At 54.3% G+C, this 25,662-nt stretch carries 18 protein-coding genes; 14 read left to right on the forward strand and 4 right to left on the reverse strand.

Annotation, left to right across the window (positions count from 1 at the left end):
* The first annotated feature begins 155 nt into the window (after positions 1-155).
* The 9 genes from ACFPMF_RS12835 (at position 156) to ACFPMF_RS12875 (ending at position 10,516) form a co-directional block, all read left to right on the forward strand.
* Complete coding sequence (locus ACFPMF_RS12835) at positions 156-392, forward strand: cupin domain-containing protein (protein WP_379845380.1); 237 nt, start codon at positions 156-158, stop codon at positions 390-392.
* A gap of 156 nt (positions 393-548) precedes the next feature.
* Positions 549-1,877 (forward strand): multicopper oxidase family protein, encoded by a 1,329-nt coding sequence (locus tag ACFPMF_RS12840; RefSeq protein WP_379845382.1) that lies wholly within the window; start codon positions 549-551, stop codon positions 1,875-1,877.
* A gap of 137 nt (positions 1,878-2,014) precedes the next feature.
* Positions 2,015-4,369, forward strand: coding sequence for a TonB-dependent receptor (locus ACFPMF_RS12845; protein ID WP_379845384.1), 2,355 nt, complete (start codon positions 2,015-2,017; stop codon positions 4,367-4,369).
* A 26-nt stretch (positions 4,370-4,395) separates the two neighbouring features.
* Positions 4,396-4,848, forward strand: coding sequence for a DUF1569 domain-containing protein (locus ACFPMF_RS12850; protein ID WP_379845386.1), 453 nt, complete (start codon positions 4,396-4,398; stop codon positions 4,846-4,848).
* 159 nt (positions 4,849-5,007) lie between these two features.
* On the forward strand, positions 5,008-5,628 hold the full coding sequence (locus ACFPMF_RS12855) for a sensor histidine kinase (protein ID WP_379845388.1): 621 nt from the start codon (positions 5,008-5,010) through the stop codon (positions 5,626-5,628).
* 1 nt (position 5,629) lies between these two features.
* Positions 5,630-7,228 (forward strand): sensor histidine kinase, encoded by a 1,599-nt coding sequence (locus ACFPMF_RS12860; RefSeq protein ID WP_379845390.1) that lies wholly within the window; start codon positions 5,630-5,632, stop codon positions 7,226-7,228.
* Positions 7,225-7,980 carry a LytR/AlgR family response regulator transcription factor gene (locus tag ACFPMF_RS12865; RefSeq protein WP_379845392.1) on the forward strand — a complete coding sequence of 252 codons (756 nt, stop codon included), beginning with the start codon at positions 7,225-7,227 and terminating at the stop codon, positions 7,978-7,980. Before ACFPMF_RS12860 ends, ACFPMF_RS12865 begins: the two co-directional genes overlap by 4 nt.
* 12 nt (positions 7,981-7,992) lie before the next feature.
* Positions 7,993-8,631 (forward strand): HAD hydrolase-like protein, encoded by a 639-nt coding sequence (locus tag ACFPMF_RS12870; RefSeq protein WP_379845394.1) that lies wholly within the window; start codon positions 7,993-7,995, stop codon positions 8,629-8,631.
* Positions 8,632-8,722: 91 nt separating this feature from the next.
* Positions 8,723-10,516: a PQQ-dependent sugar dehydrogenase gene (locus tag ACFPMF_RS12875; RefSeq protein ID WP_379845396.1), complete on the forward strand. Its 1,794-nt coding sequence runs from the start codon at positions 8,723-8,725 to the stop codon at positions 10,514-10,516.
* A 12-nt stretch (positions 10,517-10,528) separates the two neighbouring features.
* Here the strand turns inward: ACFPMF_RS12875 and ACFPMF_RS12880 are convergent, their stop codons facing one another.
* Complete coding sequence (locus tag ACFPMF_RS12880; protein WP_379845398.1) at positions 10,529-12,163, reverse strand: sensor histidine kinase; 1,635 nt, start codon at positions 12,161-12,163, stop codon at positions 10,529-10,531.
* 450 nt (positions 12,164-12,613) lie between these two features.
* Here ACFPMF_RS12880 and ACFPMF_RS12885 point away from each other — a divergent pair, with 450 nt between their 5' ends.
* Positions 12,614-14,389 carry a family 43 glycosylhydrolase gene (locus tag ACFPMF_RS12885; protein WP_379845400.1) on the forward strand — a complete coding sequence of 592 codons (1,776 nt, stop codon included), beginning with the start codon at positions 12,614-12,616 and terminating at the stop codon, positions 14,387-14,389.
* A 120-nt stretch (positions 14,390-14,509) separates the two neighbouring features.
* Here ACFPMF_RS12885 and ACFPMF_RS12890 read toward each other — a convergent pair whose 3' ends face one another.
* On the reverse strand, positions 14,510-14,785 hold the full coding sequence (locus tag ACFPMF_RS12890) for a hypothetical protein (protein ID WP_379845402.1): 276 nt from the start codon (positions 14,783-14,785) through the stop codon (positions 14,510-14,512).
* A 125-nt stretch (positions 14,786-14,910) separates the two neighbouring features.
* Between ACFPMF_RS12890 and ACFPMF_RS12895 the strand changes: the two genes are divergently transcribed.
* Both ACFPMF_RS12895 and ACFPMF_RS12900 read left to right on the forward strand, forming a co-directional pair.
* Positions 14,911-15,594, forward strand: coding sequence for a 3-keto-disaccharide hydrolase (locus ACFPMF_RS12895; RefSeq protein ID WP_379845404.1), 684 nt, complete (start codon positions 14,911-14,913; stop codon positions 15,592-15,594).
* Positions 15,595-15,729: 135 nt separating this feature from the next.
* Positions 15,730-16,434, forward strand: a complete 705-nt coding sequence (locus ACFPMF_RS12900) for an MIP family channel protein (RefSeq protein WP_379845406.1) — start codon at positions 15,730-15,732, stop codon at positions 16,432-16,434.
* A 78-nt stretch (positions 16,435-16,512) separates the two neighbouring features.
* Here the strand turns inward: ACFPMF_RS12900 and ACFPMF_RS12905 are convergent, their stop codons facing one another.
* Together ACFPMF_RS12905 and treS are read right to left on the reverse strand one after the other, a co-directional pair.
* Complete coding sequence (locus ACFPMF_RS12905; protein WP_379845408.1) at positions 16,513-18,714, reverse strand: bifunctional alpha,alpha-trehalose-phosphate synthase (UDP-forming)/trehalose-phosphatase; 2,202 nt, start codon at positions 18,712-18,714, stop codon at positions 16,513-16,515.
* A 210-nt stretch (positions 18,715-18,924) separates the two neighbouring features.
* The gene (treS, locus tag ACFPMF_RS12910) at positions 18,925-22,293 is read right to left on the reverse strand and encodes a maltose alpha-D-glucosyltransferase (RefSeq protein ID WP_379845410.1); all 3,369 of its coding nucleotides are present in this window, start codon (positions 22,291-22,293) and stop codon (positions 18,925-18,927) included.
* Positions 22,294-22,529: 236 nt separating this feature from the next.
* Between treS and treF the strand changes: the two genes are divergently transcribed.
* Together treF and pyk are read left to right on the forward strand one after the other, a co-directional pair.
* On the forward strand, positions 22,530-24,077 hold the full coding sequence (gene treF, locus ACFPMF_RS12915) for an alpha,alpha-trehalase TreF (protein ID WP_379845412.1): 1,548 nt from the start codon (positions 22,530-22,532) through the stop codon (positions 24,075-24,077).
* Positions 24,078-24,219: 142 nt separating this feature from the next.
* Positions 24,220-25,656, forward strand: a complete 1,437-nt coding sequence (gene pyk / locus ACFPMF_RS12920; protein ID WP_379845415.1) for a pyruvate kinase — start codon at positions 24,220-24,222, stop codon at positions 25,654-25,656.
* Positions 25,657-25,662 lie beyond the last annotated feature (6 nt).

The following is a 25,662-nucleotide window of genomic DNA, read 5'->3' on the forward strand; positions in this document are numbered from 1 at the left end:
GGTGCGGAGCACTGGACGGTCACGAAATGGCAAGAAAACATTTTCTTTGGAAAATTATCCTTCTGTTAGCCATGCAAATTTCGATTCAACAGGCGCTTGCACAGCTGCAACAAACCGACGGATAGCTATTCGCTACGGTCCTGAAGCACGGTTCGATGTCGGTCGAGATCTACCAGCCCGAACAGGTCGACCGCCAGCAACCGCACGAACAGGACGAACTCTACGTCATCATCAGTGGTACCGGCGAGTTTCTGAACGGCGACGTCCGGACCCGGTTTCAGCCCGGCGATGTGCTGTTTGTGCCGGCGGGTGTCGTGCACCGTTTCGAAAACTTTACGGATGATTTTCGGACCTGGGTGATTTTCTACGGCCCGCACGGCGGGGAAAAATAAGAGTCTCCGGCGCATTCCGTTTCATCGCCTTCCTGGTGTTGTTCTTCGTGCTGCCGGGCGGTTTCGGCAACGTTTCCTGGCAAATCAGCTCCGTAAGGGGGTAGTTTTGGGTATTCACCGAAAGCGGATTGATGTCCGACAGAAAACAACAAGACGATGAAAACGAAGACGACGGTAGTGGAATACGAGCTCGAAGCGGGTGCCTTTGACTGGCCGATTGCACCCCACAAAACCGTGCGGGCCTGGGGGTTCAACCAGCAACTGCCGGGACCGGTTTTGAAAGCGAAACGCGGAGACACCCTGGTGATTAAGTTCCGGAATGAGTTGCCGGAACCGACCCTGATTCACTGGCACGGTATTCGGCTGGCGGCTCCGATGGACGGAACCGGGGAAGTGCAGCAGCCGGTCGGGCCGGGCGAGGAATTCGAATACCGGTTTGTGGTGCCCGATGCCGGAACCTTCTGGTATCATTCGCACGCCAACGAAACGGTGCAGATGGAACGGGGCATGTACGGGGCGCTGATCGTGGAGGACGAGGCCGACCCGGTTACGGATGCCGACCGCGTTATGCTGATCGATGACATGAAATTGACGGCTGACCAGCAGTTTAGTGAACCCGGCTGGTTTCTGCCCCGAATCATCGAGCGACACGACGGACGCGAAGGCGACACGTTGCTGATCAACGGCAAGGAACAGCCCACGATTGAAATTCACGCGGGGCAGGTAGAACGGTGGCGGTTTATCAATGCGTCCAGCGCCCGGTATGTGGTGCTCTACCTGGGTGGAAAAGAATTTCGCATCATCGGCACGGACGGCGGTTTACTGGAACAGCCGCGAACGGTTACGGAAGTGCTGATCACACCGGGTGAACGATTGGACATTCTGGCCGGGCCTTTTCAGAAAGGCGAAACGTTTGCCATTGAATCGCTGCCGTATGACCGTACCACGTTCCTCAAAGCTAAACGACGCACATTGGCAACGGTGCAGGTGCGGGAACCCAAACCGTCGGTCGCTTTCATTCCTGATTCATTGCGGACGATTGTGCCGCTGGCTCCTCCGGATGCCGCCGTAACCCGGAAAATCAAATTTGCCGTGGGGCCGAGCTGGAAAAATGGAATGGATTTTCTGGTCAACGAGGGCACCCATACCCAGGATGAACCCGTTCGGGTGGGGCAGTTGCAGGTCTGGGAAGTCTCGAATGCCAGTTTGATGGATCATCCGTTTCACCTGCACGGTTTTTTCTTTCAGGTACTGGAAGAAAACGGACAGGCGCCCGCTTACCGCGCCTGGAAAGATACGTATAATCTGAAACCGCGAACTACCGTCAAAATTGCCTGGATGCCGGATAATCGCCCCGGGAAATGGATGTACCACTGCCACATCCTCGAACACCATGCCGCCGGGATGATGGCTCACTTTGAGGTGGTCAATGACGCCGACCCCGCCCACGAAACCGCCCATAGCCTGCATCCCGGTTGCCGGTAGTTTTTTCAGTTGAGTGAGGAACGGTTTGGGCGGTTTCTTCGCCGAATCCGGCGGTTTCGTCGTCTTTTTTTTTCGCTCCGTGGCCGTCAACGCTAGCTTTGGTGCGATAGTGAAAGAAACAGAAACAACAAATCCTCATGAAAAAGCTTTTATCCATTGGTCTGCTGCTGCTGCTGGTCGTCAGCGCGCTGGGGCAATCCCTGACGCAAACCATTAAAGGAATCGTTACCGATGTTCAATCGGGCCAGGGCTTGCCGGGCGCTACCGTGGTGCTGGTCGGTTCAAACCCGCTTCAGGGGGCCATTTCGGATGCGGAAGGCCTGTTTGAAATAAACCGGGTGCCCGTGGGGCGCCAAACCCTGCTCGTTACGTATATTGGCTATCGGGACCAGACGGTGCCGAACATTCTCGTCACGACGGGGAAAGAAGTCATGCTGACGGTTTCGTTGCAGGAAGACGCCGTGATGGGGCAGGAGGTGGTGGTGAAAGCCCGCCATGACGATCAGCTGAACAATGAATTCGGGACATTGAGCGCCCGGACATTCGACATCGAGCAAACCCGCCGTTTTGCCGGAAGCCGCAACGATCCGGCCCGGATGGCCGCTAATTTTGCGGGCGTCCAGAGCAATAACGATTCCCGGAACGACATTGTGGTCCGCGGCAATTCGCCGACGGGCCTGCTCTGGCGACTGGAGGGTGTCGATATTTTTAACCCCAATCACTACGGGGCGCTGGGAGCCACGGGCGGTCCGGTTTCGATGCTGAATAACAACCTGTTGGCGAAATCCGACTTCTTCACCGGAGCGTTTCCGGCCACCTACGGAAATGCCGTGGGTGGGGTGTTCGACCTGCAATTACGTACCGGAAACCGCAGCAAACGTGAGTACACCGGGCAGGTCGGATTCAACGGGTTCGAGATTGGCGCGGAAGGGCCGTTCGTCCCGGGGAAAAAAGCGACCTACCTGGTGCATTACCGGTATTCGGTGCTGGCGGCTGTTAAGGCGCTCAATCTTAATGTTGGCACCGGATCGGCGGTTCCGAAATACCAGGATCTGTCGTTTAAGATCGATCTGCCCACGGGGCGGCCCGGCAACCGGGTTACGATCTTCGGGATAGGGGGCCAGAACGAAATCAATTTTGTGCCGGAAGCAAGTGATACCAATAACGCCTACAACGATGCCTACGCCAATACCTATAACCAAGGAAAGATGGCGGTTGCGGGCGCTTCGTACACCCATTATCTAACGGATCGTACGTATCTGAAAGCTACGCTGGCCGCTTCGTACGCAGCGTTTCAGATTCGGGAGGATTCGCTTAATCAAGACCGGCAGGTGTATCCGTTTTTTCGTGATAATTCGCGCCAGCAGCGGGTTTCGGCCATTGTTCAGTACAACCAGAAGTTCAACGCGCGGCACACCCTGGCGGCTGGCCTGTATGCCCATAGGTTGTTCTTCCAGTACATCGACAGCCTGTTTGTCGAACGGAAAGCGTTTCGGACCCGGCATGATTTTAACGGAAACTCCTCGCTGTTTCAGGGGTATGTCCAGTGGCAATACAAACCCAGTAACCGCCTGACCGTTAATACCGGTTTGAACGGAACCTTTTTCGCGCTGAATAACCGCTATGCCGTTGAACCCCGGTTATCCCTGCGGTATGAGCTGGCTGCCCGGCAGGTGGTGTCGTTTGGGGCGGGTCTGCACAGCCAGTTACAGCCCTATCAGTTATACTTCTACCAAACCCGACTGGCCGACGGCCAACTGGTTGAAAGCAACCGGGATCTGGACCTGACGCGCAGTTTTCAGGGCGTTATCGGTTACGAGCGCACGCTGGGCGAAAACGTCCGGCTGAAAGCGGAAGCGTATTACCAGTACCTGTTCGATGTGCCGGTGGAAAAGGTTAGGTCGTCGTATTCGGCTCTGAATTTCGGCGCCACGTTTGCCACTCCGGGGGCCGGCAATCTGATCAATGCAGGAAAAGGCCGCAATTATGGGCTGGAACTGACGGCCGAACGCGCTTTCCAGAACGGATATTACTTCCTGACGACGGTTTCGTTGTACGAATCGAAATACCAGGGCAGCGACGCCATCTGGCGGAATACGGCCTTCAACGGAAAGTATGTTGCCAATGTGCTGGCCGGCCGGGAATTCCGGCTGAATGAAAAGAATGCCCTCTCGCTCGATATGCGAACGACGGTAGCCGGTGGCCGACGCTATACGCCAATTGACCTGGCCAAATCCATCGAAGCGGGCGACCGCGTTGATGACCAAAACCGGGCCTTTGCCGCGCGGTACAAAGATTACTTCCGCACAGACCTGAAACTGACCTTCCGGCACAACGGTCGTCGGGCCACCCAGGAATGGTTCGTGGATCTGCAAAATATCTTCAACACGAAAAATGTGTTTCAGCAGGTCTACGACAGCCGTGCGCAACGAATCCGGACGCAATACCAACTGGGCTTTTTTCCGAATTTCAACTACCGGATCGAATTCTGATGTTCACGCTTAATCCATCATTTGTCATGCGAAAAAATCTGTTCGATGCACCGGCGGTTGACGAAATCATTGCCCGGGCGCAACGGCTCCAGGCTACGGCTCCTGCCCGATGGGGTACTATGAATGCCACCGAAATGCTGTACCATTGTAACCTGGCCAACCGCCAGATTCTGGACGGCGATATGGAACACAAACCGTCTACGCTCAAACAGGAATTGCTGCGGTTTCTGAGTTTCTATATTGTGCCGAAGTTTCCCAAAAATAGGAAAGGCGCGGCCCGGAATGATACGAAGGGGCGGATTTCGCCCGATCAGTTCGACGCGCAACTCCGGCTGTTTATCCGGACGGTCTCCAGTTTTGCCCATCACAAAAAGCCCTTCGTGCTGACGCATCCGGCGTTCGGGAACCTGGATACACGGCAGTGGGGCGTTGCGGCCTGGATGCACATGGACCACCATTTACGACAGTTCGGAGTCTAAAACCGTCCGGGACGTTTCCGGTTCATCGCCGGTTTTTCCGGTTCTTCCGCCGGATTAGCGGCCCGGTCAAGTTACGACAAGGCATGTCATGAGAAATAGTTAGTTTGCAGGAGTGTTCCGACAAAGTCGGTTGGGGAGGTTGGTTTTGTTCGTCATGCCATGTTTGAAGAAAAAGAAAATCCGTTGTCGAATCAGCACTTTCAGGCGCAGTTTACGGCCCTGAAAGATCAGATCAGTCCGCATTTTTTGTTCAACAGCCTGAGTGTGCTGTCTTCGCTGGTGCGGAAAGATGCGGATTTGGCCGAACGATTCATCGATCACCTGGCCAAAGTGTATCGCTATTTGCTGGAGTATAAGGAGGATGAGCAGATCGCCCTGTCTACCGAGCTGGAATTTGCCCGTTCGTTTGCGTTCCTGCTGGAGGTGCGGTTTGCGCGAAAATTCCGGATTCTATTCCCCGAAATGGTATCTTTGCCGGAAGTAACCTTGCTGCCTTTTACGCTCCAGTTACTGATCGATAACGCGATCCGGCACAACCGAATGTCGGCCGCAGAGCCCCTGGAAATCCGGATTTCGCTGGAATCGCCTGACTGCCTGTTGGTTTCGAGTACACTACAGCCGCGCGCCCAGCCGGACAATGTGCAGATTGGTTCACCGGCGCGCGGAGGGTTAGCGACTATTCAGCAGCGGTATGCCCGGCTGACGGGTTTGCCGGTGGTTGTGGAGCAGAAAGAGGGGCAGTTTAGGGTACGTATCCCATTCCTAAAACCAACTTTTTAACATGTCTCAGCTTCCGCCCGATGCGGAGCCGCCCTTAGCCAATGCGTTACAAAATCAGCTGGCGGTTTTTCAGGCACTGATCGAATATAGTTCGGACGTCATTATTATTTCCGACGAAAACGGCATTGAACGCTACGTCAGCCCGTCGGTGACGCGGGTCCTGGGGTATCAACCCGAAGAGCTACTTGGCTGTAGCCAGTATCTGCGGCATCATCCCGACGACCGCGACCGGGTTCGGGATATCTTCTTTGGGCTGGTTCGGAGCCGGAGTACCACGCCCATCTCCTTCACCTGGCGGTTTTTGCACAAAGACGGTTCGTGGCGCTGGATCGAAGCGACGGCTTCCAATCAGTTGGATAATCCGCTGGTCCGGGGCATTATTCTGAATTTTCGGGATGTTTCCGAACGCAAAGCCCTCGAAGCCCGGATCGAGCGCGATGCCATCCGGTTTCGGGCGATTATGGAAGCCATTCAGGACCAGATTCAGATTTTTGATCCAACCGGTAAGCTGTTGTTTGCCAATAAAATACCGGATTTTTTGGGGCATCCGGAAAACCTTAATCAAAAGCAGGAATTGCTGTGGTGGATTCATGCCGACGACCGGCAGCGGGTGGTGGAGGAGTTTACCCGGCTGGTGTCGGGTGAGGTCCCGGAAGTATTGACGCAGTATCGGATTGACAACCCTAGCGGCCCGGCCCGGTACGTAGAAACCTTCGCATCCAACCAGATTGAAAATGAGGCCATTGGGGGCGTTTTAGCCAATGTGCGCGACATTACCGAACGGAAGGAGTTTGAAGAAGCACTTCGGCTGGCCAAGGAAAAAGCGGAAGCCGATGCGTTGGAGATTGAGCGGAGTAGCCTCGAAATCCGGCTGAAAAACCGGGAACTGAAGAAACTGAACGAGGAGAAAAATGAACTGTTGCAAATCGTCTCGCACGATCTCAAAAATCCACTTTACAACCTTCAGCACGAAGCCCGGGCCTTGATCGATGACCCCACAGACACCGCCGAACGCGCGCAACGGGTGCTGCAATGCGCCGACAAAATGCTGGGGTTGATCAACAACTTTCTGAGTATTCACGCTATCGAATCGGGCCGGTTGTTTCTTCATCCCGAACCGGTCGATTTACAGACGCAGCTAAACCGGCTGTTGCAGACCTATTCGGAGCCATTGAAACAAAAACGGGTGACGGTTCAAGCCGATTGGCCCGCCGGGCCGGTCCGGGTGCTGGCCGATACCGGCGCAACGGTTCAGGTGCTGGATAACCTGCTGTCGAATGCCATCAAATACTCTCCGCCAGGCGGTACGGTGTTCATCACGCTGGATGCGTCCGGCGAGACGGCGCAGATCCGGGTGCAGGACGAAGGCGAGGGCGTTCCGCTGAACGAGGTCGAGCGGCTTTTCCGGAAGTTTACCCGGCTTTCGACCAAACCAACCGCAGGCGAAAGCTCCAACGGGTTAGGGTTGGCCATTGCCAAAAAACTGGTGCAGTTACAACAGGGTGATATCTGGTACGAACACCATCCGGCCACGGACCGCGCCCGGCCGGGGGCCACGTTCGTCGTTGAATTACCGCTTTATAATTCTGATTTAGCATGAACGTACTGATTATTGAAGATGAAGAACTGACGGCCGAGCGGATGGAGAGCTTGCTCCAGCAGTACGACGCCAGCATTCGGGTGATGAGCATGCTGCCTTCCGTCAAAGAAGCGGTTCAGTGGTTGCAAACGCACCCGCAGCCCGACCTGATTTTCATGGATATTCACCTGGAGGATGACCTCTGTTTCCGGATTTTCGAGCAGGTGCATCTGCCGGTCCCGGTTATTTTTACAACGGCGTTCGACGAATACATGATCAAGGCGTTTCGGGTCAACAGCATCGATTACCTGCTGAAACCCGTCAGCTACGATAGTCTGTCGGCGGCTCTGCAGAAATACCACGCGATGAAACGGCAGTTTTCGCAGACCGATCTGGAAACGCTCCGGCAAGCGATCGGCCTGCCCAAAACCGAGTACAAAACCCGCTTTCTGATTTCGGTGGGCAGCCGGTTGCGGACCATCGAAACCGCCGATGTAGCCTATTTTTACAGCGAAGAGAAAATTACGTTCCTGGTCACCAAAGACAACCAGCGGCTGCCCATCGACTACAGTCTTGACAAACTGAGTCCGCTGCTGAACCCGGACGATTTTTTTCGGGCCAACCGCCAGTTTCTGTTGTCGCTGCCTGCTATCAAAAACATTCATACGTATTCGAACAGCAAGCTGAAACTCGAATTACAGCCCGATCCCCGGACCGAGGTATTTATCAGCAAAGACAAGGTGCCGTTGTTCAAAGACTGGCTGGATGCGTAGAAAGACATATCCATGAGGTATAAACTGGTCATTTTCGATTTTGACGGTACGCTGGCCGATTCGTTTCCGTTCTTCCTGCGCTCGCTGAACACGCTGGCGGCTGCCTATCATTTTAAACCGATCGACGCGTCGGAGGTGGATCAGTTGCGGGGGCTCGATGTTCGGCAGATGATGAAACACGTGGGGATGCCGGCCTGGAAAATTCCGTTCGTGGCCGCAGCGTTCATCCGGATGATGGCCAGCGCCATTGACGAAATCCGGTTGTTTGACGGTGTCCCGGCCTTATTGCGTCAGTTGGCGGAAAAAGGTGTTCAACTGGCCATTGTCAGTTCCAATTCGGAGGAAAACATTCGGCGGGTCCTCGGCCCGGAACACGCTTCGCTCATGGCGCAGTACGAATGCGGGACGTCGGTGTTTGGCAAGCAGCGAAAGTTCCGGAAAGTAGTTCGGAAAAGCGGTTTTCGGGCGAGTGAAATCCTTTGCGTAGGCGACGAAATCCGGGATCTGGAAGCCGCCCGGGCCGAAGGGCTGGCGTTTGGCGGGGTGCTGTGGGGCTATACCCGTAGCGATATCCTGCAGGCCCAGACCGGCATCATGCTCTTTCAGACCGTGGCGGATATTGCCGAAACTGTACTGGATGAAAACCGGTGAAGGCGGCTGCGGGCGATTCGGGTTTCTTTTCATTTGATTTTAGCGGAAATTGCCCTAATTTTCAGTCCTCTTTTGACAATAAGACAACGGCATGAGATTCTGTACGCGTTCCCGAAAACCCTTCTCCCTCAGCTTTTTATCCTTTCGAGATCAACTTAACTTCTGGAGCTTCGTACTGATCGGTCTGCTGAGCGTTTCTGGGCAGGCGCAAACGCCGTCCAAAAAACCAACGGCGTCAAAACCGGCCACTGGGTATTCAACCGATAAGGCGGTGTTAACCAAAGGACAGCAGTTGTTCCAGCAGAATTGTACGGCCTGCCATAATTTTAATCAAAAAAGTATTGGTCCCAATCTGGCCAGCGTAACGGTGGAAGTGCCGCAAGCCTGGGTGAAAGCATTTATCCGCAATGCGCCGGAGGTGATCAAAAGTGGCGACGCCCGGGCGTATGCCCTTTTTGAGGAGTACAAACAGGAAATGCCGAGCTTTGCGCACCTGAGTAACGGCGATATCGAAGCATTGATGGCGTTCATTCATTCGAAGCGAAAAGTGACTACGCAGGACGCGGGCAGCGAAAAGCTGGGTGCTCATCTGGTGGACCCGATTTCGATCAAAATCCAGCAATCCGGTTTGCAACTCCGGCTCGAAGAAGTCACGACGGCGCCTGCCACGGCCGATAAGAATCCGTTGGCCCGGATCAATAAAATGGAGGTGGTGCCCGGGCTGAAAAACCGGGTGTTTCTGGAAGATCTGCGCGGCATTCTTTACGAAATGGAAGGAAATTCGTTGCGGCCGTACATGGACATGGCGAAGGAACGCCCGAATTTCATTCATACCCCCGGTTTAGCGACCGGTTTTGGCAGTTACGCATTCCACCCGGATTTCGAGACGAACGGCTTGCTCTATACGACTCATACCGAAAAAGCCAACACGGCTCCCGCTGATTTCCCGTACGCCGATTCGATCAAGGTCACCCTGCAATGGGTCCTGACTGAATGGAAGGTGAACGATCCGAAGGCAATCACCTTTTCGGGCACGGGCCGGGAAATGTTGCGGATCAATATGGTAACTCCGATTCACGGGGTGCAGGAAATTACGTTTAACCCGCTGGCCAAACGCGGCAGCGCGGACTATGGCATGTTGTACATCGGCATCGGCGATGGCGGAGCTACCGAAAACGGGTATTATTTTATCTGCAAGGACCGAAACCGCCCTTGGGGCAAGGTGCTGCGCATCGACCCGCGCGGCACGAACAGCAAAAACGGGAAATACGGAATTCCGGCCCATAATCCGTTCGTGAACGACAAGACGGCGCTGGGCGAGATCTTTTGCCAGGGTTTCCGGAATCCCAACCGGATCAGCTGGTCGCCGGACGGGAAAATGCTGATTTCGGACATTGGCCAGGCGCAGTCGGAAGAACTGAACATCGGCATCGCCGGTGCCGACTATGGCTGGCCGGAGCGCGAAGGAACGTTTGTGCTGAACCACCGGGGCCGGATGGACCGGGTCTATGCCTTACCCGCCAACGATGCCACGTATCAATACACGTATCCGGTGGTGCAGTTCGACCACGACGAAGGGAATGCCTTCTCGGCCGGATTCGTCTATACCGGACCCATTCCGGCGCTGGCCGGGAAGTACATCTTCGGGGATATTGTGAACGGCCGGGTTTTCTTCGTCGAAAATGATCAGTTGCAGTTGGGCAAGCAGACCCCGATTCAGGAATTGAAAATTGAGGTGGCCGGCAAAACCGCTACGTTCCAGGAACTGAGCAAAAGCAAGAAAACGGATTTGCGCTTCGGCGTTGGCCTAAATCAGGAATTCTACATTTATACGAAAGCCGACGGGAAAATTTACCGGGTAACGGATTGTCTGACGGGGCGATGAGCGGTTTTTTGCTTAGACCATCACACTGATTGGCAAATAGACCGTAAACGTGGCTCCCTGGCCGGGATGGCTGCGGGCGGCAATGGTTCCGCCGTGCATTTCGGCTACTTTCTTGCAAATCGTCAGACCAATGCCGGTGCCGCTGTACTGATCCCGCCCGTGAAGACGCTGGAAAAGCTGGAAAATCCGGTCGTGGTACCGCTCGTCGAAACCGATGCCGTTGTCTTGCACACTGATGGCCAGATAGGACGGGTGCCGGTTGCGCATGGGTACCGGGATGTCAAAAATGGTTACTTCCTGCGCACTGATTTCCACCCGGGGGGCCTGATCCGGATGGGTAAACTTCAGGGCGTTGGACAGGAGGTTCTGGAACAGCTGCCGGAGCTGCTGCGCGTTTCCCCTGATGGTGGGCAGCGAATGCAGCTGAATGTGCGCGTGCCGGTCCCGGACCATACCGTCCATGTCGTTCAGGACCTCGCCGACCAGCGTCGTCAGCTGAACCGGCCGGAACGGGTGATGGTGCGTATTGAGCCGGGAATAGGAAAGCAGGTCCTTGATGAGGGTGTGCATGCGTTCGGCGGCCCCCTGCATTCGGTGGATCATGTCCTGCGCCTTCGGGTGCAGATCGGCCGCAAACTGCTCCATCAACAGGGTGCCGAACGATTGAATTTTGCGCAAAGGTTCCTGCAAATCGTGAGATGCCATGTACGCAAACTCGGCCAGTTCCTGATTGCTCCGGTTTAACTCACCGATGTTCATTTTCAGTTCGTGCTGGTACTGCTCGAGTTGCTGTTTGGTTTCTGTCAGTTCCCGGTGGTCTGTCAGCACCTGGTCGGCGGTCTGTTGCGCCTGAATGTCCACCAAAAAACCGCTCCAGCACAAGATCGCGTTTTGATCGTTGCGGATCGGCGTGGTGGTAATCAGGTGCCAGACATAGGCCCCGGTTTCGGCATTGCGAAGGCGGACCTGGTGCCGGAAAACCTTTCCCGTGAGCCTGTGTTCTTGCCAGTGTTCGCGGCAGGCATCCCAGTCGGCCGTGTGAATGACGGTATGCCAGCGGGTTTCGTTGAGCATCGCCATCGACAGCCCGGTATAATTGATGACCCGCTCGTTGACGTACTGGAGCTGACCCTCGGGGCTGGCCGTAAAAATCATGAGCGGCAGCGAACCGGCCAGCGATCGATACTGTCGCTCCTGCAGGCGGAGTTGGTTGGCCAGTTCCTGAAGCTGACGATGTTTGACTCTGATTTCTTCGTAGGGTGACGGGGTGACTTCGGCGGCAAACTGGGTTTTCCAGTTTGCGAGGTGAGTTTCGCTCAGGGATTGGCTCACCGGGAAACGAACCGCCAGCCGGACTTCGGCCTCTTTACCGGATTCTGAAATCCGGAAGTCATCGACCAATTGACCGATGGACGTACTAATCGCTTTTTTATGTTCGAGCAGCTGTTTTCGTAGATTCCGGATCCGGGCAATGATGAACTGTTCCGGCCCGTCGGTGCAGCTAATCCCTAGCGTCAGGCAGACCTCCGCCCCGTGCTGGAGGGCATTGCGCGCAACTTCCGAAACCGCCGTGGCAAAGGTTGCCTGAGCCGCCAGCGAAAGGCCCGCCAGATCACCGAGCTTCATGCTGCGTTGGTGCGCCACCATGAGCCCCTGCTCATTAGTTAAAGAAATTGTAGCCAATTCGTACATAACCGCAACCAATTCTGCCTATCACCACAAACGTATCGCTTGTTCAGCGGATGTAATCCTTGCCAATGGCGATGCCAGAAGAATAGATTTACGAAAAGAAGGATGGGTATTTTTATAAACTACTGTAAAATTCGTTAAATATTTTGACAACAGGAAATGCTGCTTTGTCTGTTAAAACCGGGGGTATATTGGTAATGTTTCGTTTTTTGCCAGGTAAATCCAATAAATAGGTGTCTGTTAATGTGGGCCATTCCCCAACGCTCTGGGTACGGATAAAAAATCAGGACCGGTTTTGTCACGTTATACGTTATGGGATCGTTTTGGTACGAACAACCGGGCGGTTGGCCGTACCATCAGCGGTGCTAATCGCCCGGGCCGAAAAATAACCTTACCATGCATACGTTCATGCTGAAGCGCTTTCTTTCCTTTTGTTTTCTGCTAGCCGCCGTCCTGCCCAGCCTTGCGCAGCAAAAGACGTATTGCAATCCGATGGACATCAGTTACCGGTATAACTTCGAGCAGTTGAACGAACGGATTTCGTACCGATCCGGCGCCGACCCGGTGATTGTCAACCACAAAGTAGGTGGAAAACCGGGTGACTATTTTCTGTTCGTGACCATTTCGGGGGGCTGGTGGAAATCGAAAAATCTGGTGGATTGGCAGTATGTTGTACCTGATAAATGGCCGATGGAGGATATGTGCGCCCCGGCGGCTTTGTCGGTTCGGGACACGCTGTTTCTGTTCCAGTCTACCTTTGAACAACGGCCCATTTTTTATTCGACCGAACCCGAAAAAGGCAAGCTGAAGTTCTACAACCGCTGGCTGCCCCGGCTGCCCAAGGACATCGGCCCCTGGGATCCGGCGATTTTTCACGATGACGATACCGACAGGTGGTATATGTACTGGGGGTCATCGAACGTGTATCCGATTTTCGGGGCCGAACTCGACCACCGCCGTCGGCTGACGTATCTGAATCCCGATCCGTCGAAGGCCTACCAGCCGATGTTCTGGCTCGATCCCTGGCAACACGGCTGGGAGCGCTTTGGACCGAACCATTCCGACCCCATCAAACCGTTTACGGAGGGCGCCTGGATGACCAAATATAACGGGAAATATTACCTCCAGTACGGCGCTCCGGGCACCGAATACAACGTCTATGCCAATGGAACGTACGTCGGGAAAGACCCGCTCGGGCCGTTTGAATACGCGCCTTACAACCCGATTGCCTACAAACCGGGCGGCTATGCCACCGGAACCGGTCATGGAAATACGTTTCAGGACCATTTCGGGAACTACTGGAATACGGGTACGACCTGGCTGGGCATTGTCTGGGGTATGGAGCGCCGGATCGTGATGCACCCCGCCGGTTTCGATAAAGATGACCAGTTGTACGCCAATACCCGGTTCGGGGATTTTCCGCACCGGCTGCCGACGCAGAAATGGACGAGCAGCAACGAATTATTTACGGGCTGGATGTTGCTGAACTACAAAAAACCGGTGATGGCTTCCTCCACGCTGGATACGTTGCGGGCTGAACTGACGGTGGACGAAAACCCCCGTACGTTCTGGGTGCCGAAACAGAACAAAACCGGCGAAACCCTGACGACCGACCTCGGCCGCGAGCACGACGTTCGGGCCGTTCAGGTCAATTATGTGGATTATAAAAATACGATTTTCGACAGCGATTCGACGGTTTATACGCAGTTCCGGCTCTATGCGTCGAAGGACGGGAAGAAGTGGGGCAAAATTGCCGATCTGACCCAGGAACCGAAGCGCGACCGGGCCTGTGCCTACGTCGAATTACCGGCTCCGGTGCGGGCACGGTATGTGCGGTACGAGCACGTGTATACGGCCGGGCCGTATGTTGCCATCAACGGTTTTCGGGTGTTTGGCAATGGACTGGGAAAAGCCCCGGCGACGCCCGCCCGGCTGACCGTTACGCGGCAGAAAGACCAGCGAAACGCCGATATTTCGTGGCAGAAGGTACCCGGCGCGGTGGGTTACAACATTCTGTGGGGGATTGCGAAGGACAAACTTTATCAGACGTACCAGATTTGGGATGACCAGCCGAATCAGTTGGAACTGAGGGCGCTCAATGTGGGCGTGCCGTACTATTTTGCCATTGAAGCGTTTAACGAAACCGGGGTGTCGGCCGTGAGCGAGGTCATCGGAGCCCGGTAGGGGGAGATGGGCGTAAAGACAAGAGAAGAAAGACAAACCCATTCGTAGGGATGGGACGCGTTACGCGCTGGGGTCAGGTCTCTTTTCTATACTCTCATCTCCTTTGTCCCACTTCAGTGCTTACTCCTCGGTTTCGGCCGTTCCGAGGTTGTTGGCTTTGGCAAAATTATCGCGGGTGCCTTCGAAATGGCTGAAAATATCATTCACGGTATCGACATTGTTCGCAATTTTGGCGTGCATATCGTCCAGCTGTTTTTCGAGGTAGGAATCGTTCAGATTCATGTTATCCACCTCAATCTGACTGATTTTGGTAATCAGGGCCGTCTGGCTGTTTTGGAGGTCTTCCAGTTCACGAACGATCTTATTCATCAACTCGAATTTCTGTGCCTTATCCATATTTTTCGTACGTTGATTGGTTTATTAGTAACTTCCGCTGGCCCGGATAGTTTGCGAAAACTTTTCTTTTTCAAAAAAGACCAGCAATTTCGGGTCGCTAATCTATGTTGAAACCCACTGAAAAAATGAACAAAGTACTTTTGCTCGCTTTTTGCCTGTTAACCGGGCTGACCTTTGCCCAAACCGCTCCGAAACACCCCGATACGTCCGGTAGCGACTGGAAGCCTTTGTTTGCCAGTGACTTGTCCGATGCTGGTTTCCCAGAAGGCATCTGGTATGTGGAAGATGGCGTCCTGACGGCTACGCAGGATATTCCGATCTGGACCAAGAAAACCTACAGGAATTTTGTGCTGGATCTGGAGTTCAAGAATGCACCGGGCACCAATAGCGGGGTGTTCGTGTATTGCAGCGATACGGCCAATTTCATTCCCAATTCCGTCGAAATCCAGATTGCCGATGATTACAGCGACCAGTGGGCCAAGGCTCCCGCGTCGTGGCAGTGCGGGGCGTTTTTTGGGCATAAACCGGCCATTTTGCCGAAAACCGTTAAGTCGGCGGGCGAATGGAACCGCTATACGATCACCTGCCAGGGCAAACACATTACGGTCTTGCTGAATGGTCAACTGGTGAACCAGATCGACATGAGCCTCTGGACCTCCGGTAAAACCAACCCAGACGGTTCGGCCATTCCCAACTGGCTGAACAAGCCCTGGGCCAGTCTGCCCAACGAAGGCCATGTCGGGTTTCAGGGCAAACATGCCGGCGCGCCCATTTACTTCAAGAATATGAAGATTAAGGAGCTGAATTGAGGATAAAAAGAGAAGAGAGGGAAGCAGGAGGTTCTCCAAATCGCTTTCTCCTTTCTTTCTTCTGTGACCTTATGCCGGTTTTGTGGTCAAAAGAAGGAACACATAAACCTCCTTCTTTTAACCGTAAAACCACATATGAAAAAATCACTGGCCGAGCTGATCGGCACCTTTTCGCTGGTCCTTTTTGGATGCGGAGCCGCTGGTATTTCCGGCATTTCCGCCACCGGCCCAGCCGGTATTGGTTTATTGGGTATTTCGTTTGCGTTTGGCCTGACGGTGGTGGTCATGGCCTACGCCATCGGCCCGATTTCGGGCTGTCATATCAACCCGGCCATCACAATTTCGATGCTGGTGGCGGGTAAAATAAAAACCGGTGAAGCCGTTCAGTATATCGTAGCCCAATTCATCGGCGCTACCCTGGCCGCCGGTGTTTTGTACATCATTGAAAGCGGAGCCCCCGGTTTTATGATGAACGAATGGGCGCTGGGTGCCAATGGCTGGGGACCGGGCTACCTGGCCGCCTACAACACCACCTCCGCTTTTATCACGGAAACCGTCTTAACGTTTCTGTTTCTGCTGGTGATTTTCAAAACGACGGCCCGGTGGGGCAACAGCACCATGGCGGGGCTAGCCATTGGCCTGACGCTGGTCCTGATTCACCTCGTGGCCATTCCCATTACCGGTACCTCCGTGAACCCGGCCCGTAGTTTTGGCCCGGCGATTTTTGCGGGAGGGCTGGCGTTGCAGCAGTTGTGGCTGTTCATCGTCGCACCGGTTCTCGGCGGCATCCTGGCCGCCCTGGTCTGGAAAGGCGTTTTTGAAGATTTCGTCAGTGCCTAGCCACCGAAAGCACCCTCGCTGTTGCGCATTAATACGCAACAGCGAGGGTTTCGCAACCGCATCTATTTCCGCCCCGGTTCAGAGGGTTGCCGCTTCCGACGAAAAGTCTTTCAGAAGCGCCAGAACTTCCTCCACACTATCGATCCGGTACGTTGCGTTCGTGGTGCCGGGGCCGACTTTAACCGTGTAGTGATTTTCGAGCGTCAGGGCCGAAAACATATCTTCGTCGGTACGATCATCGCCGATGGCCAGCACAAAGTCGTACGGCCGGGCGAGGGAGAACTGCTTGGCTACCTTGCCTTTATCGGTTTCGGTGCTTTTGATTTCAACAACACAGTTTCCGTCGATCACCCGCAACTGGTACGGTAGCAGGTTTTCCAGCGTATTGATTAGCTCGCGGGAACGGACAAAACCGGTTTCGGAATCGGCGCTGCGATAATGCCACGCCAGCGAATGGCTTTTTTCCTCGATGAACGAACCGGGGCAGCGCGTCACGAAATCCACCAGAATGGGGTTGACAATCTGTTTCCAGGAGCCATCGTCCAGGATGTCGCGTCGCCACAGCCCCTGCTGTTTGATGTAAGAACCGTGTTCGGCCACCATGTCGATCGGCAGAAAGCCCAGCCAGTCGTCGAGCGTTTGCTGATCGCGCCCGCTGATAATCACCACGTAATTTTCCCGGCGGCTGGCCAGTCGCCCCAGCACGTTGATCACCTCGATGGGCGGAGCCGCCTGTTCGGGCTTGCTTTTATAATTGACAAGCGTGCCGTCGTAGTCGAGCAGCAACAGCCGCGACCGGGCCTGGGCGTAGCGGTCCCGAAGTGAAAAATCTACGTTGGTCGTCAGCAGGGGAGTGGGTTCAATTTGCTGGATGGTGTGCATGTTAAGGAGTGATTCGACAAAACTAGTGGCCCATTTTTTTACATCGTATTCCTTGATTCGTCGTTGCATGATGGCAATGCGCCGGGCCTGTTCCTCCGGTTCCATTTCGAGGGCCTGCCTCATTTTTTCGGCAACCTCGTTTTCGTCCATCGGATTGATGTGCAGTGCGGTGCTGAGTTCGTTGGCGGCACCGGTCATTTCGCTCAGGATCAAGACGCCCCGGTGGTCTTTGCGGGTGGCCACAAACTCCTTGGCAACCAGGTTCATCCCGTCGCGGATGGGCGTGATCAGGGCCACATCGCAAGCCGTGTAAAGCGCCACCAGTTGCGGAAACGATACCGAACCGTAGCGGTAAACGATGGGCCGCCAGATCAGCGTACCGTATTTTCCGTTGATACGCCCGACGGCCTGCTCGATCATGACTTTCCGTTCGCCGTATTTCAGAATTTCGTCGCGCGAGGGCACCACCACCAGAATAAACGTCAGCCGTTCGGTCCATTCGGGGTATTGCCGGAAAAAAGCTTCCAGGGCATCGAGCCGCTGCATGACGCCTTTTGTATAATCGAGCCGGTCGACGGAAAAAATGATCTTGTTGCCCTTATAGGCATTCCGCAGGGCTTCCCGTTCCTGCACGACATCAGGCTGATCGTAAGCGTCGTGGTACAGTGAATAATTGATGCCGACGGGGAACGCATCCGACTGGATCAACCGGTTTTGGTAATTGATCTTCCAGATTTTATGCTGCACCCCCAGGTTGAGCTGGACCGATTGCAGAAAGTGAATGTTGTAATCCGTCGTGTGAAATCCGATCAAATCCGACCCGAGTAAGCCGGTCAGCAGGTATTCCTTGCATTTCTGGGGTAGTGTCCGGATCAACTCGTACGACGGGAACGGAATATGGAGAAAAAAACCGATGGTAGCCTCGGGCTGCTTTTCCCGAATCAACCGGGGTAATCCCATGAAATGATAATCATGCACCCAGACAATATCCTGCGGTTTCAGTAGTTGCGCCACGGTTTCGCTAACGGCTTCGTTGGCTTTCTGGTAGGCAATGAAATCCCGTTCCTGGTAATCGACGTACGTGGTGAAATAATGGAACAACGGCCAGAGCACCGAATTGGAAAAACCGTTGTAAAAGTCCTGCTGAATTTTACGCTCCAGAAAAACCGGGATGTACTCAAAATCGTCGTTGACCAGGTGCTTGTACTTCTCCCAGGTCCGGCGGGAGAAGTCGGCACAACCCACCCAAACCGGTTTTTCCGCAGATTCGCTGAAGTCCAGGGATTTCATGGCCGTCACCAGGCCGCCGGCGGAATTCTTGACGGTCGTGCTGCCACTGCTGGTTTCGAAGGCAAACGGTAGGCGGTAGGAGGTAATAATGAGTCGATTGTTTTTCATAACAAATGGGTTAGACAGGTTTACCGCATACGGTTTTCGGTAACGCGCCTTTTCCGTTCATTAGAAGGTCTTAACCACCGAAAACTGTACACCGAAAACCGTTACACCTTTTCACGCTGATTCCTTAAATAAAACCATTTAGCGTGGAATGGTTCGGAAAACGGCCCAATTAGAGAAATTCTAATCGGGCCGCAAGGGCTTTTACTGGCATCAGACCGGTTGGTTGTCAGCTTGTTTGCCTGCCGACTTCGGAGTTGAGCCCGCCAGGGGCTCAACAATGGTTTGAATGATCCGAATCGGCGCCAGCAGGCGTTCGGGGCGGTTGGTCTGGTCGAACGTAAGGTCGAAATTGGCCCGCTCCAGCAGGTACGTTTCCAGCAATACCTGCAAATCCGCCGGGTCTTTCGGGTAAAAACGGTTTCCCTGAACGGTATCGAGGTACGCTTTCAGGAAGATTTCGCTGATCTGGTAGGCCCATAAATCCGCAAACGACAGCAGATTGGGAATCTCTTCCTTCGGCAGCTGACTGGTCGAGAAAAAGCCTTCGTAAGCGACGTAATAAAACGACCGGATCATGGTGGTTACATCCCGCAACGGCGACCGTTTGATGCGTCGGGTGCTAAAGGTCCGCAACGGATTGCCTCCAAAGTCCTGAATGGCAATGTCTTTGCCCGTCAGCAGGATTTGGCCCAGGTGGTAATTGCCATGGGTCCGGATTTTCAACGTATCGATCTTGTGGTCGTAAATCCGTTTCATGACGGCCAGAACCGCCGGTTTTTTGTCCAGAATGGACTCAATTTCCGGCTTGATGAGGGCGGGAGCATCCTTCAGCCGACGGGCGAGATGCTGGTAATTTTCCCGCACCAGTGACTGCATCCCGGCAAAGAGCGAGCGTTGGTAATGCAGCGAAAATTCCTCGGGGACAAAATCCTTGTGGCTGGAACGGGCCAGCGCCAGGTGCATCTGTCCGGTTCGGATGCCGAGTAAACGGGCCTGTTCCGAAGCCGACCCACCCAGTAATTCGCGGCAATTCATCGACAGATCGTCGAAACCCTGCGGATCGGCCAGACTGCCCTGGCGGCAGATGGTGGCCAGGGTTTCCTTGCTCCGCGCCAGAATGCGCTCGATGTAATTATTAATCCGCTCCAGCATGAAGCTGTGACCATCGCCGTGGTTTTCGACCATCACTTCCATCATTCCGAGCGCAATCGATCCCTTCTCCGACTGCCATTCAATGGTGCCCAGGAAGTTTGGAACGTATTCAAAATGAGCCTCTTCGCTGAGGTAACGGGTGATTTCAATATCCGGATTAAGGTTCCAGTCGACTTTCCGGTACATTTTCAGGAAAAACCGGTTGTCGTATGTAATCGCCGTATAGTCCCGTTCGGAAGTGTGGACTTTGGGTTTGACCCCGCCTGCATCCGGATGGTATTTTTTCAGCGATTTTTCCCCCGCAAAAACCAGTTTCCCGTTGCGGGCCGGAATCGACTGACTGGCCGTGAGTTTGGCGAACAGCAACTGGTGCAGCCGGTCGGTGAAAAAGGCATCGCAGAGCAAGCCCTCTTCCTCGCCGAGTTGCATCTGGGCCAGAATCGCCTGTGGATAACCGCTGGCAATCTGACTGGCCCGTTCCCCCTGCACAAACGTAATGGGCACCTGGTACAATTCCGGCAAACCCTGTTCGTAGCTGGCTTCCACCAGCAACAGGGTGCCTTTTTTGTCGTCCAGATTAATCATGGCCTGATCGGTAATCGAAAAACCGCTGATTTCGCGACCCTGGCCAATGAACCAGTTGGCTTTGGTAACGTAGGCCGGAAGTACTTCGTTTTCGAGCAGCGATCGGGTCTGGAGTTGCATCAGATCGTCCCATTTGGCCAGTTTCAGCAACGGAAGCGTGCTTTCCTTGCCGACATCGGGATGGATTTTCTGCAACACAAACCACTGGTAATCATAGGGAGCCAGCGTAAAGCGGTACGGATTATCGTCATAAATGGCCGGAAACCGGTTTTTACTGAACAGTTCGACCGGCCGGAAACCCTTGTAATCGCTCAGTTCTACCTCCGCCGGTTGTGAATGTTTGGATAGATTCACCACAATCAACAGGGTTTCGTCTTCGTACGTACGCGTGAAAGCGAGCACTTTCGGATTTTCGACGTTCAGAAATTTCAGGTTGCCCCGCCCGAACGCTTTATGCCGTTTCCGCATATTGATCATCCGTTTCGTAAACCACAGCAGGGAAGACGTATTCTGCCATTGCGTTTCCACGTTCACGGCTTCGTAATGGTAGGCCGGATCAAGGATCACCGGCAAATAGAGCTTCTGCGGATTGGTGATCGAAAAACCGGCATTCCGGTCGGGCGACCATTGCATCGGCGTCCGAACACCGTCGCGGTCGCCGAGGTATACGTTATCGCCCATCCCGATTTCGTCGCCGTAGTACAAAACTGGTGTTCCGGCCAGCGAAAAGAGCAGGCTGTTCAGCAATTCGATTTTCCGCCGGTCGTTGTCCATCAGCGGAGCCAGCCGGTGCCGAATGCCCAGATTAATCCGCGCTTTCGGGTTTTTGGCGTACATTTTATACATGTAGTCCCGCTCGTCGTCGGTGACCATTTCGAGCGTTAGTTCGTCGTGGTTGCGCAGGAAAATCGCCCACTGACAGGTTTCGGGAATGTCGGGTGTCTGGTCGAAAATATCGGTAATCGGATACCGGTCTTCCATCTGAACGGCCATGAACATACGCGGCATCACCGGAAAATGGTAGTTCATGTGGCATTCGTCGCCGTCGCCGAAATACGAAGCCGAATCTTCGGGCCACATGTTGGCTTCGGCCAGAAAAACCGTTCCCGGAAACTTTTTATCCACATGCCGACGGAGTTTTTTTAGAAAGGCGTGGGTTTCGGGCAGGTTTTCGCCGTTGGTCCCTTCGCGCTCGAAGAGGTACGGCACCGCATCGAGCCGAAAACCGTCGACGCCCATTTGGCACCAGTAATCCAGAATTTTATAGATTTCTTCCTGCACCAGCGGGTTGTCGTAATTCAAATCGGGCTGGTGGTGAAAAAACCGGTGCCAGTAGTACTGCTGGGCCACGGGGTCCCAGGTCCAGTTCGAGGTTTCAAAATCCTGGAAGATAATCCGTACATCCCGGTATTGGTTCGGGTCGTCGGTCCAGACGTAGTATTCCCGTTCCGGCGAACCTTTCGGCGCTTTTCGGGCGCGCTGAAACCACGGATGCTGGTCGGAGGTGTGGTTGATCACCAGTTCGGTAATCACTTTCAGATTGCGTTTATGGGCTTCCTGCAAAAATTCCTGAAACTGCTCGACGTTGCCGTACGACGGATTGATGCTGTAATAATCGGCAATGTCGTAGCCGTCGTCGCGCAGGGGAGAAGGGTAGAAAGGGAGTACCCAGATGGCCGTAACCCCCAGATCCTGAAGGTAATCCAGTTTTTCCAGCAACCCCTGGAAATCACCGATCCCGTCGCCGTTGCTGTCGCGAAAGGCTTTGATATGGAGTTCGTAAATAATGGCATCTTTGTACCAATGAAGTTTGTCGTCCAAGCCTGCTTTCTTCGTCACCATAATTCGTTTGTCAAAGTCCCGGTCAATCAAAAGGATTCCGCAGCCTGTCCAGGCTGTGCCTATCAAATCTAACTTCCAGAACAACGAGATGTTTTGCCGATTTAGCTGCTGGAGGTGGCAGGGAGCCGCAGGCAGGGCGTTGGCCAGCTATTTAAACGTCGTTAAAACCGCAGCCACTGCCAAACTTCGCAGGACGTTCCGGAGTTGAAAGATATAAAAAGCTGAAAACTGTTCCAATGCCGTTGCCAATCGCCCCGCTGCCCCCTGCTCCGGACGAGCTGTTCGGGGATTTTTTTCTGGATGTTCAGTTGAGCCGCATTTTCCCCGACTCCAAGACCTTCGTCGATTGTGTCCCGCTGATGGCTCCGGCGGCCATTCTGGCGTTGTATGAGGCACAGAAACACAAACCAAATTTTTATTTAAAAGCGTTTGTGAACCAGCATTTTACGGTGCCCGACTCGCCCGCTTCCGGTTTTTCCAGCGATGCGTCGCTGACCGCCACGGAGCATATCGACCGGTTGTGGGAGGTGCTCACGAGGGCACCGGATGTACCCGTTGAGGGCAGTTCGCGCTTGCCGCTGCCGTACCCGTATGTGGTGCCGGGTGGGCGGTTTCGGGAGATTTTCTACTGGGACAGCTACTTTACGATGCTCGGGTTGAAAGTGGCCGGCCGGACGAACCTGGTGCGGAATATGGTCAAAAATTTTGCGTACCTGATTGATACCTACGGTTTTATTCCCAATGGAAACCGGACCTATTTTCTGAGCCGGTCGCAGCCCCCGGTTTTTGCCCTGATGGTTCAATTGCTGGCCGAGATCGACGGCCCGGACGGTCTGGTTGCGTATTTGCCCCAGTTAAAACAGGAATATGCCTTCTGGATGCGGGAAACGACCAACGGTAAAAACCGGGTGGTACGGCTGGACAACGGATTAACCCTGAACCGCTATTTTGATCCGACCCCCCGCCCCCGGCCCGAAGCGTACCTTAAAGAAGTGCAATTGACCGAAGCGGCCAATGCGCTCGGCATCGAGTCCGAAACGCTTTACGGCCACCTGCGGGCGGCCTGCGAATCGGGCTGGGATTTCAGCAGCCGGTGGTTCGGCGACGGGCAATCGCTGGTGACGACGAACGCGGGCAACATCCTGCCGGTCGATCTGAATTGTTTGTTGTATGACCTCGAACGAACGCTGGCGGAAGCCTGCCGCCAGCAGGGTGACCTGGGGACGTCGGCGCATTTTGGCCAGTTGGCCGAAAACCGCCGGAAGGCTATCACTACAACCTTCTGGGACGAAGAGCGCGGTTTTTACTTTGATTATGACCTGCTTACGCAGCGGCCAACCACCGCGTTAACGCTGGCGGCCGTTTTCCCCTTGTTTTTCGGGCTGGCAACGCCCGAACAGGCCGGGCGGGTCCATAACCGGCTGGTGGAAGATTTTCTGCAACCCGGCGGCTGGGTGACGACGTTGATTCGTTCCGGTCAGCAATGGGATTCGCCGAACGGCTGGGCGCCGTTGCAGTGGATCGTCTACCGGGGGTTGATGAATTACGGCTTTGCCGAAACCGCCGGCGAAGGCCGGGATCGCTGGCTGGCCCTTAACGACCGCATTTACCGGGCAACCGGAAAAATGACGGAGAAGTACAATGTGGTGGATGATGTGCTGACGGCAGGCGGAGGACAGTATCCGAACCAGGACGGTTTTGGCTGGACCAATGGCGTGTACCTGCAATTGCTACACGAAAAAGCGGTGGCGGAATCGGCGGCAATCGCGGAGAAAAACCGCTAAAGGCGCAAAACCGGTTGATTGACAGCCCTTGCCGGGCGGTTTTTTATCGCTCATTACACAAGCTTTACAGAAAATTTGCTGATTTGTCGGAAAGGGTTGCTTATTTTGCATCTGTTTGGTCTACTGACTACTGTCGAATTCTATGTCATTGAAAAAAACCAAGATTGTTGCCACGGTCGGTCCGGCGTCCGACACCAAAGAAAAATTGCTGGCTTTGGCCCGCGCCGGTGTAAATGTTTTCCGACTGAATTTTTCCCACGGCTCCCACGAAGATCATTTGGCCCGCATTCAGCGGATTCGGGAAATTAACGAAGAATATGGTCTGAATCTCGCAATTTTGCAGGATTTGCAGGGACCTAAAATCCGGATCGGTAGAGTTGAAGATGAAAACGGCGTCCAGATTCTGCCCGGAAACAAGCTGGTATTTACCAATGAAGATGTCGTTGGAACGGCCGAGCGGGTCAGTACGCCTTACAAAGGAATGTACCAGGATGTGCGGAGCGGGGAGCGGATTTTGCTGGATGACGGCAAACTGGAAGTAAAAGTGCTCGGGACGGAAGGAACGGACGTGATTACGGAAGTGGTCTACGGCGGTTCGTTGAAATCGAAAAAAGGGGTTAACCTGCCCAATACGAAAGTCTCGATGCCGTCGGTGACGGAAAAAGACTTTGCGGACCTGGATTTTGGGCTGGAAAATAATGTCGACTGGATTGCGCTGTCGTTCGTGCGGCAGGCATCCGAGATTCTGGAAATCAAGGAGTACATCCGGGCGCGGGGCAAAACGAGCCGCGTAATCGCAAAGCTCGAAAAACCGGAGGCCATTGAGAACATTGATGAAATCGTGGCGGCTACCGACGGCGTTATGGTTGCCCGGGGCGACCTGGGGGTTGAACTACCCGCCGAAGATGTGCCGATGATTCAGAAAATGATCGTTGAGAAGGCGAATAAAGCCGCCAAACCGGTGATTGTGGCGACGCAGATGCTCGAAAGCATGATCGACGCCCCCCGTCCGACGCGCGCCGAAATCAACGACGTCGCCAACTCGGTGCTGGATGGGGCCGATGCCGTGATGCTGAGCGCCGAAACCGCTTCCGGAAAATACCCGATTCTGGCCGTTGAAAACATGACCCGCACGATCCAGAAAGTGGAAGAACTGAGCGATAAAATCTATTACCGCTACCACGCCTATGTCAACGAAAATCCGAGCAAGAACGTCCTGAACGATAACGTGGTGATGAGTGCCTGCCGCCTGGCCCGCGACACCAAAGCGAAAGCCATCATCGGAATCACAACCTCGGGTTATACCGCCTTCCGGTTGTCGCACCACCGCCCGAAAGCCGGTCTGTACGTATTTACGGCCAATAAATCCCTGATGAGAACGCTGGCCTTGTGCTGGGGGGTGAACGTGCTGCCGTACGAACCCAGTCCGGCGAACACCGTTGATCAGACCGTTACGGAAATCAAGGAGTTGCTGGTGAAACAGGGCGTCCTGGAGCCGGGTGATATTTTCATCAACACGCTGACGATGCCGTTGCTGGAACGTTCGAAAACCAATACGGTGAAGCTGAGTGTAGTATAACGTATT

The sequence above is a fragment of the Larkinella bovis genome (assembly GCF_042655385.1).
Classification (GTDB): Bacteria; Bacteroidota; Bacteroidia; order Cytophagales; family Spirosomataceae; genus Larkinella; species Larkinella bovis.

Coding starts and splice junctions, on each gene's coding strand:
- ACFPMF_RS12835 (WP_379845380.1), top strand. CDS start 156: ATGTCGGTCGAGATCTACCAGCCCGAACAGGTCGACCGCCAGCAACCG.
- ACFPMF_RS12840 (WP_379845382.1), top strand. CDS start 549: ATGAAAACGAAGACGACGGTAGTGGAATACGAGCTCGAAGCGGGTGCC.
- ACFPMF_RS12845 (WP_379845384.1), top strand. CDS start 2,015: ATGAAAAAGCTTTTATCCATTGGTCTGCTGCTGCTGCTGGTCGTCAGC.
- ACFPMF_RS12850 (WP_379845386.1), top strand. CDS start 4,396: ATGCGAAAAAATCTGTTCGATGCACCGGCGGTTGACGAAATCATTGCC.
- ACFPMF_RS12855 (WP_379845388.1), top strand. CDS start 5,008: ATGTTTGAAGAAAAAGAAAATCCGTTGTCGAATCAGCACTTTCAGGCG.
- ACFPMF_RS12860 (WP_379845390.1), top strand. CDS start 5,630: ATGTCTCAGCTTCCGCCCGATGCGGAGCCGCCCTTAGCCAATGCGTTA.
- ACFPMF_RS12865 (WP_379845392.1), top strand. CDS start 7,225: ATGAACGTACTGATTATTGAAGATGAAGAACTGACGGCCGAGCGGATG.
- ACFPMF_RS12870 (WP_379845394.1), top strand. CDS start 7,993: ATGAGGTATAAACTGGTCATTTTCGATTTTGACGGTACGCTGGCCGAT.
- ACFPMF_RS12875 (WP_379845396.1), top strand. CDS start 8,723: ATGAGATTCTGTACGCGTTCCCGAAAACCCTTCTCCCTCAGCTTTTTA.
- ACFPMF_RS12880 (WP_379845398.1), bottom strand. CDS start 12,163: ATGGTGGCGCACCAACGCAGCATGAAGCTCGGTGATCTGGCGGGCCTT.
- ACFPMF_RS12885 (WP_379845400.1), top strand. CDS start 12,614: ATGCTGAAGCGCTTTCTTTCCTTTTGTTTTCTGCTAGCCGCCGTCCTG.
- ACFPMF_RS12890 (WP_379845402.1), bottom strand. CDS start 14,785: ATGGATAAGGCACAGAAATTCGAGTTGATGAATAAGATCGTTCGTGAA.
- ACFPMF_RS12895 (WP_379845404.1), top strand. CDS start 14,911: ATGAACAAAGTACTTTTGCTCGCTTTTTGCCTGTTAACCGGGCTGACC.
- ACFPMF_RS12900 (WP_379845406.1), top strand. CDS start 15,730: ATGAAAAAATCACTGGCCGAGCTGATCGGCACCTTTTCGCTGGTCCTT.
- ACFPMF_RS12905 (WP_379845408.1), bottom strand. CDS start 18,714: ATGAAAAACAATCGACTCATTATTACCTCCTACCGCCTACCGTTTGCC.
- treS (WP_379845410.1), bottom strand. CDS start 22,293: ATGGTGACGAAGAAAGCAGGCTTGGACGACAAACTTCATTGGTACAAA.
- treF (WP_379845412.1), top strand. CDS start 22,530: ATGCCGTTGCCAATCGCCCCGCTGCCCCCTGCTCCGGACGAGCTGTTC.
- pyk (WP_379845415.1), top strand. CDS start 24,220: ATGTCATTGAAAAAAACCAAGATTGTTGCCACGGTCGGTCCGGCGTCC.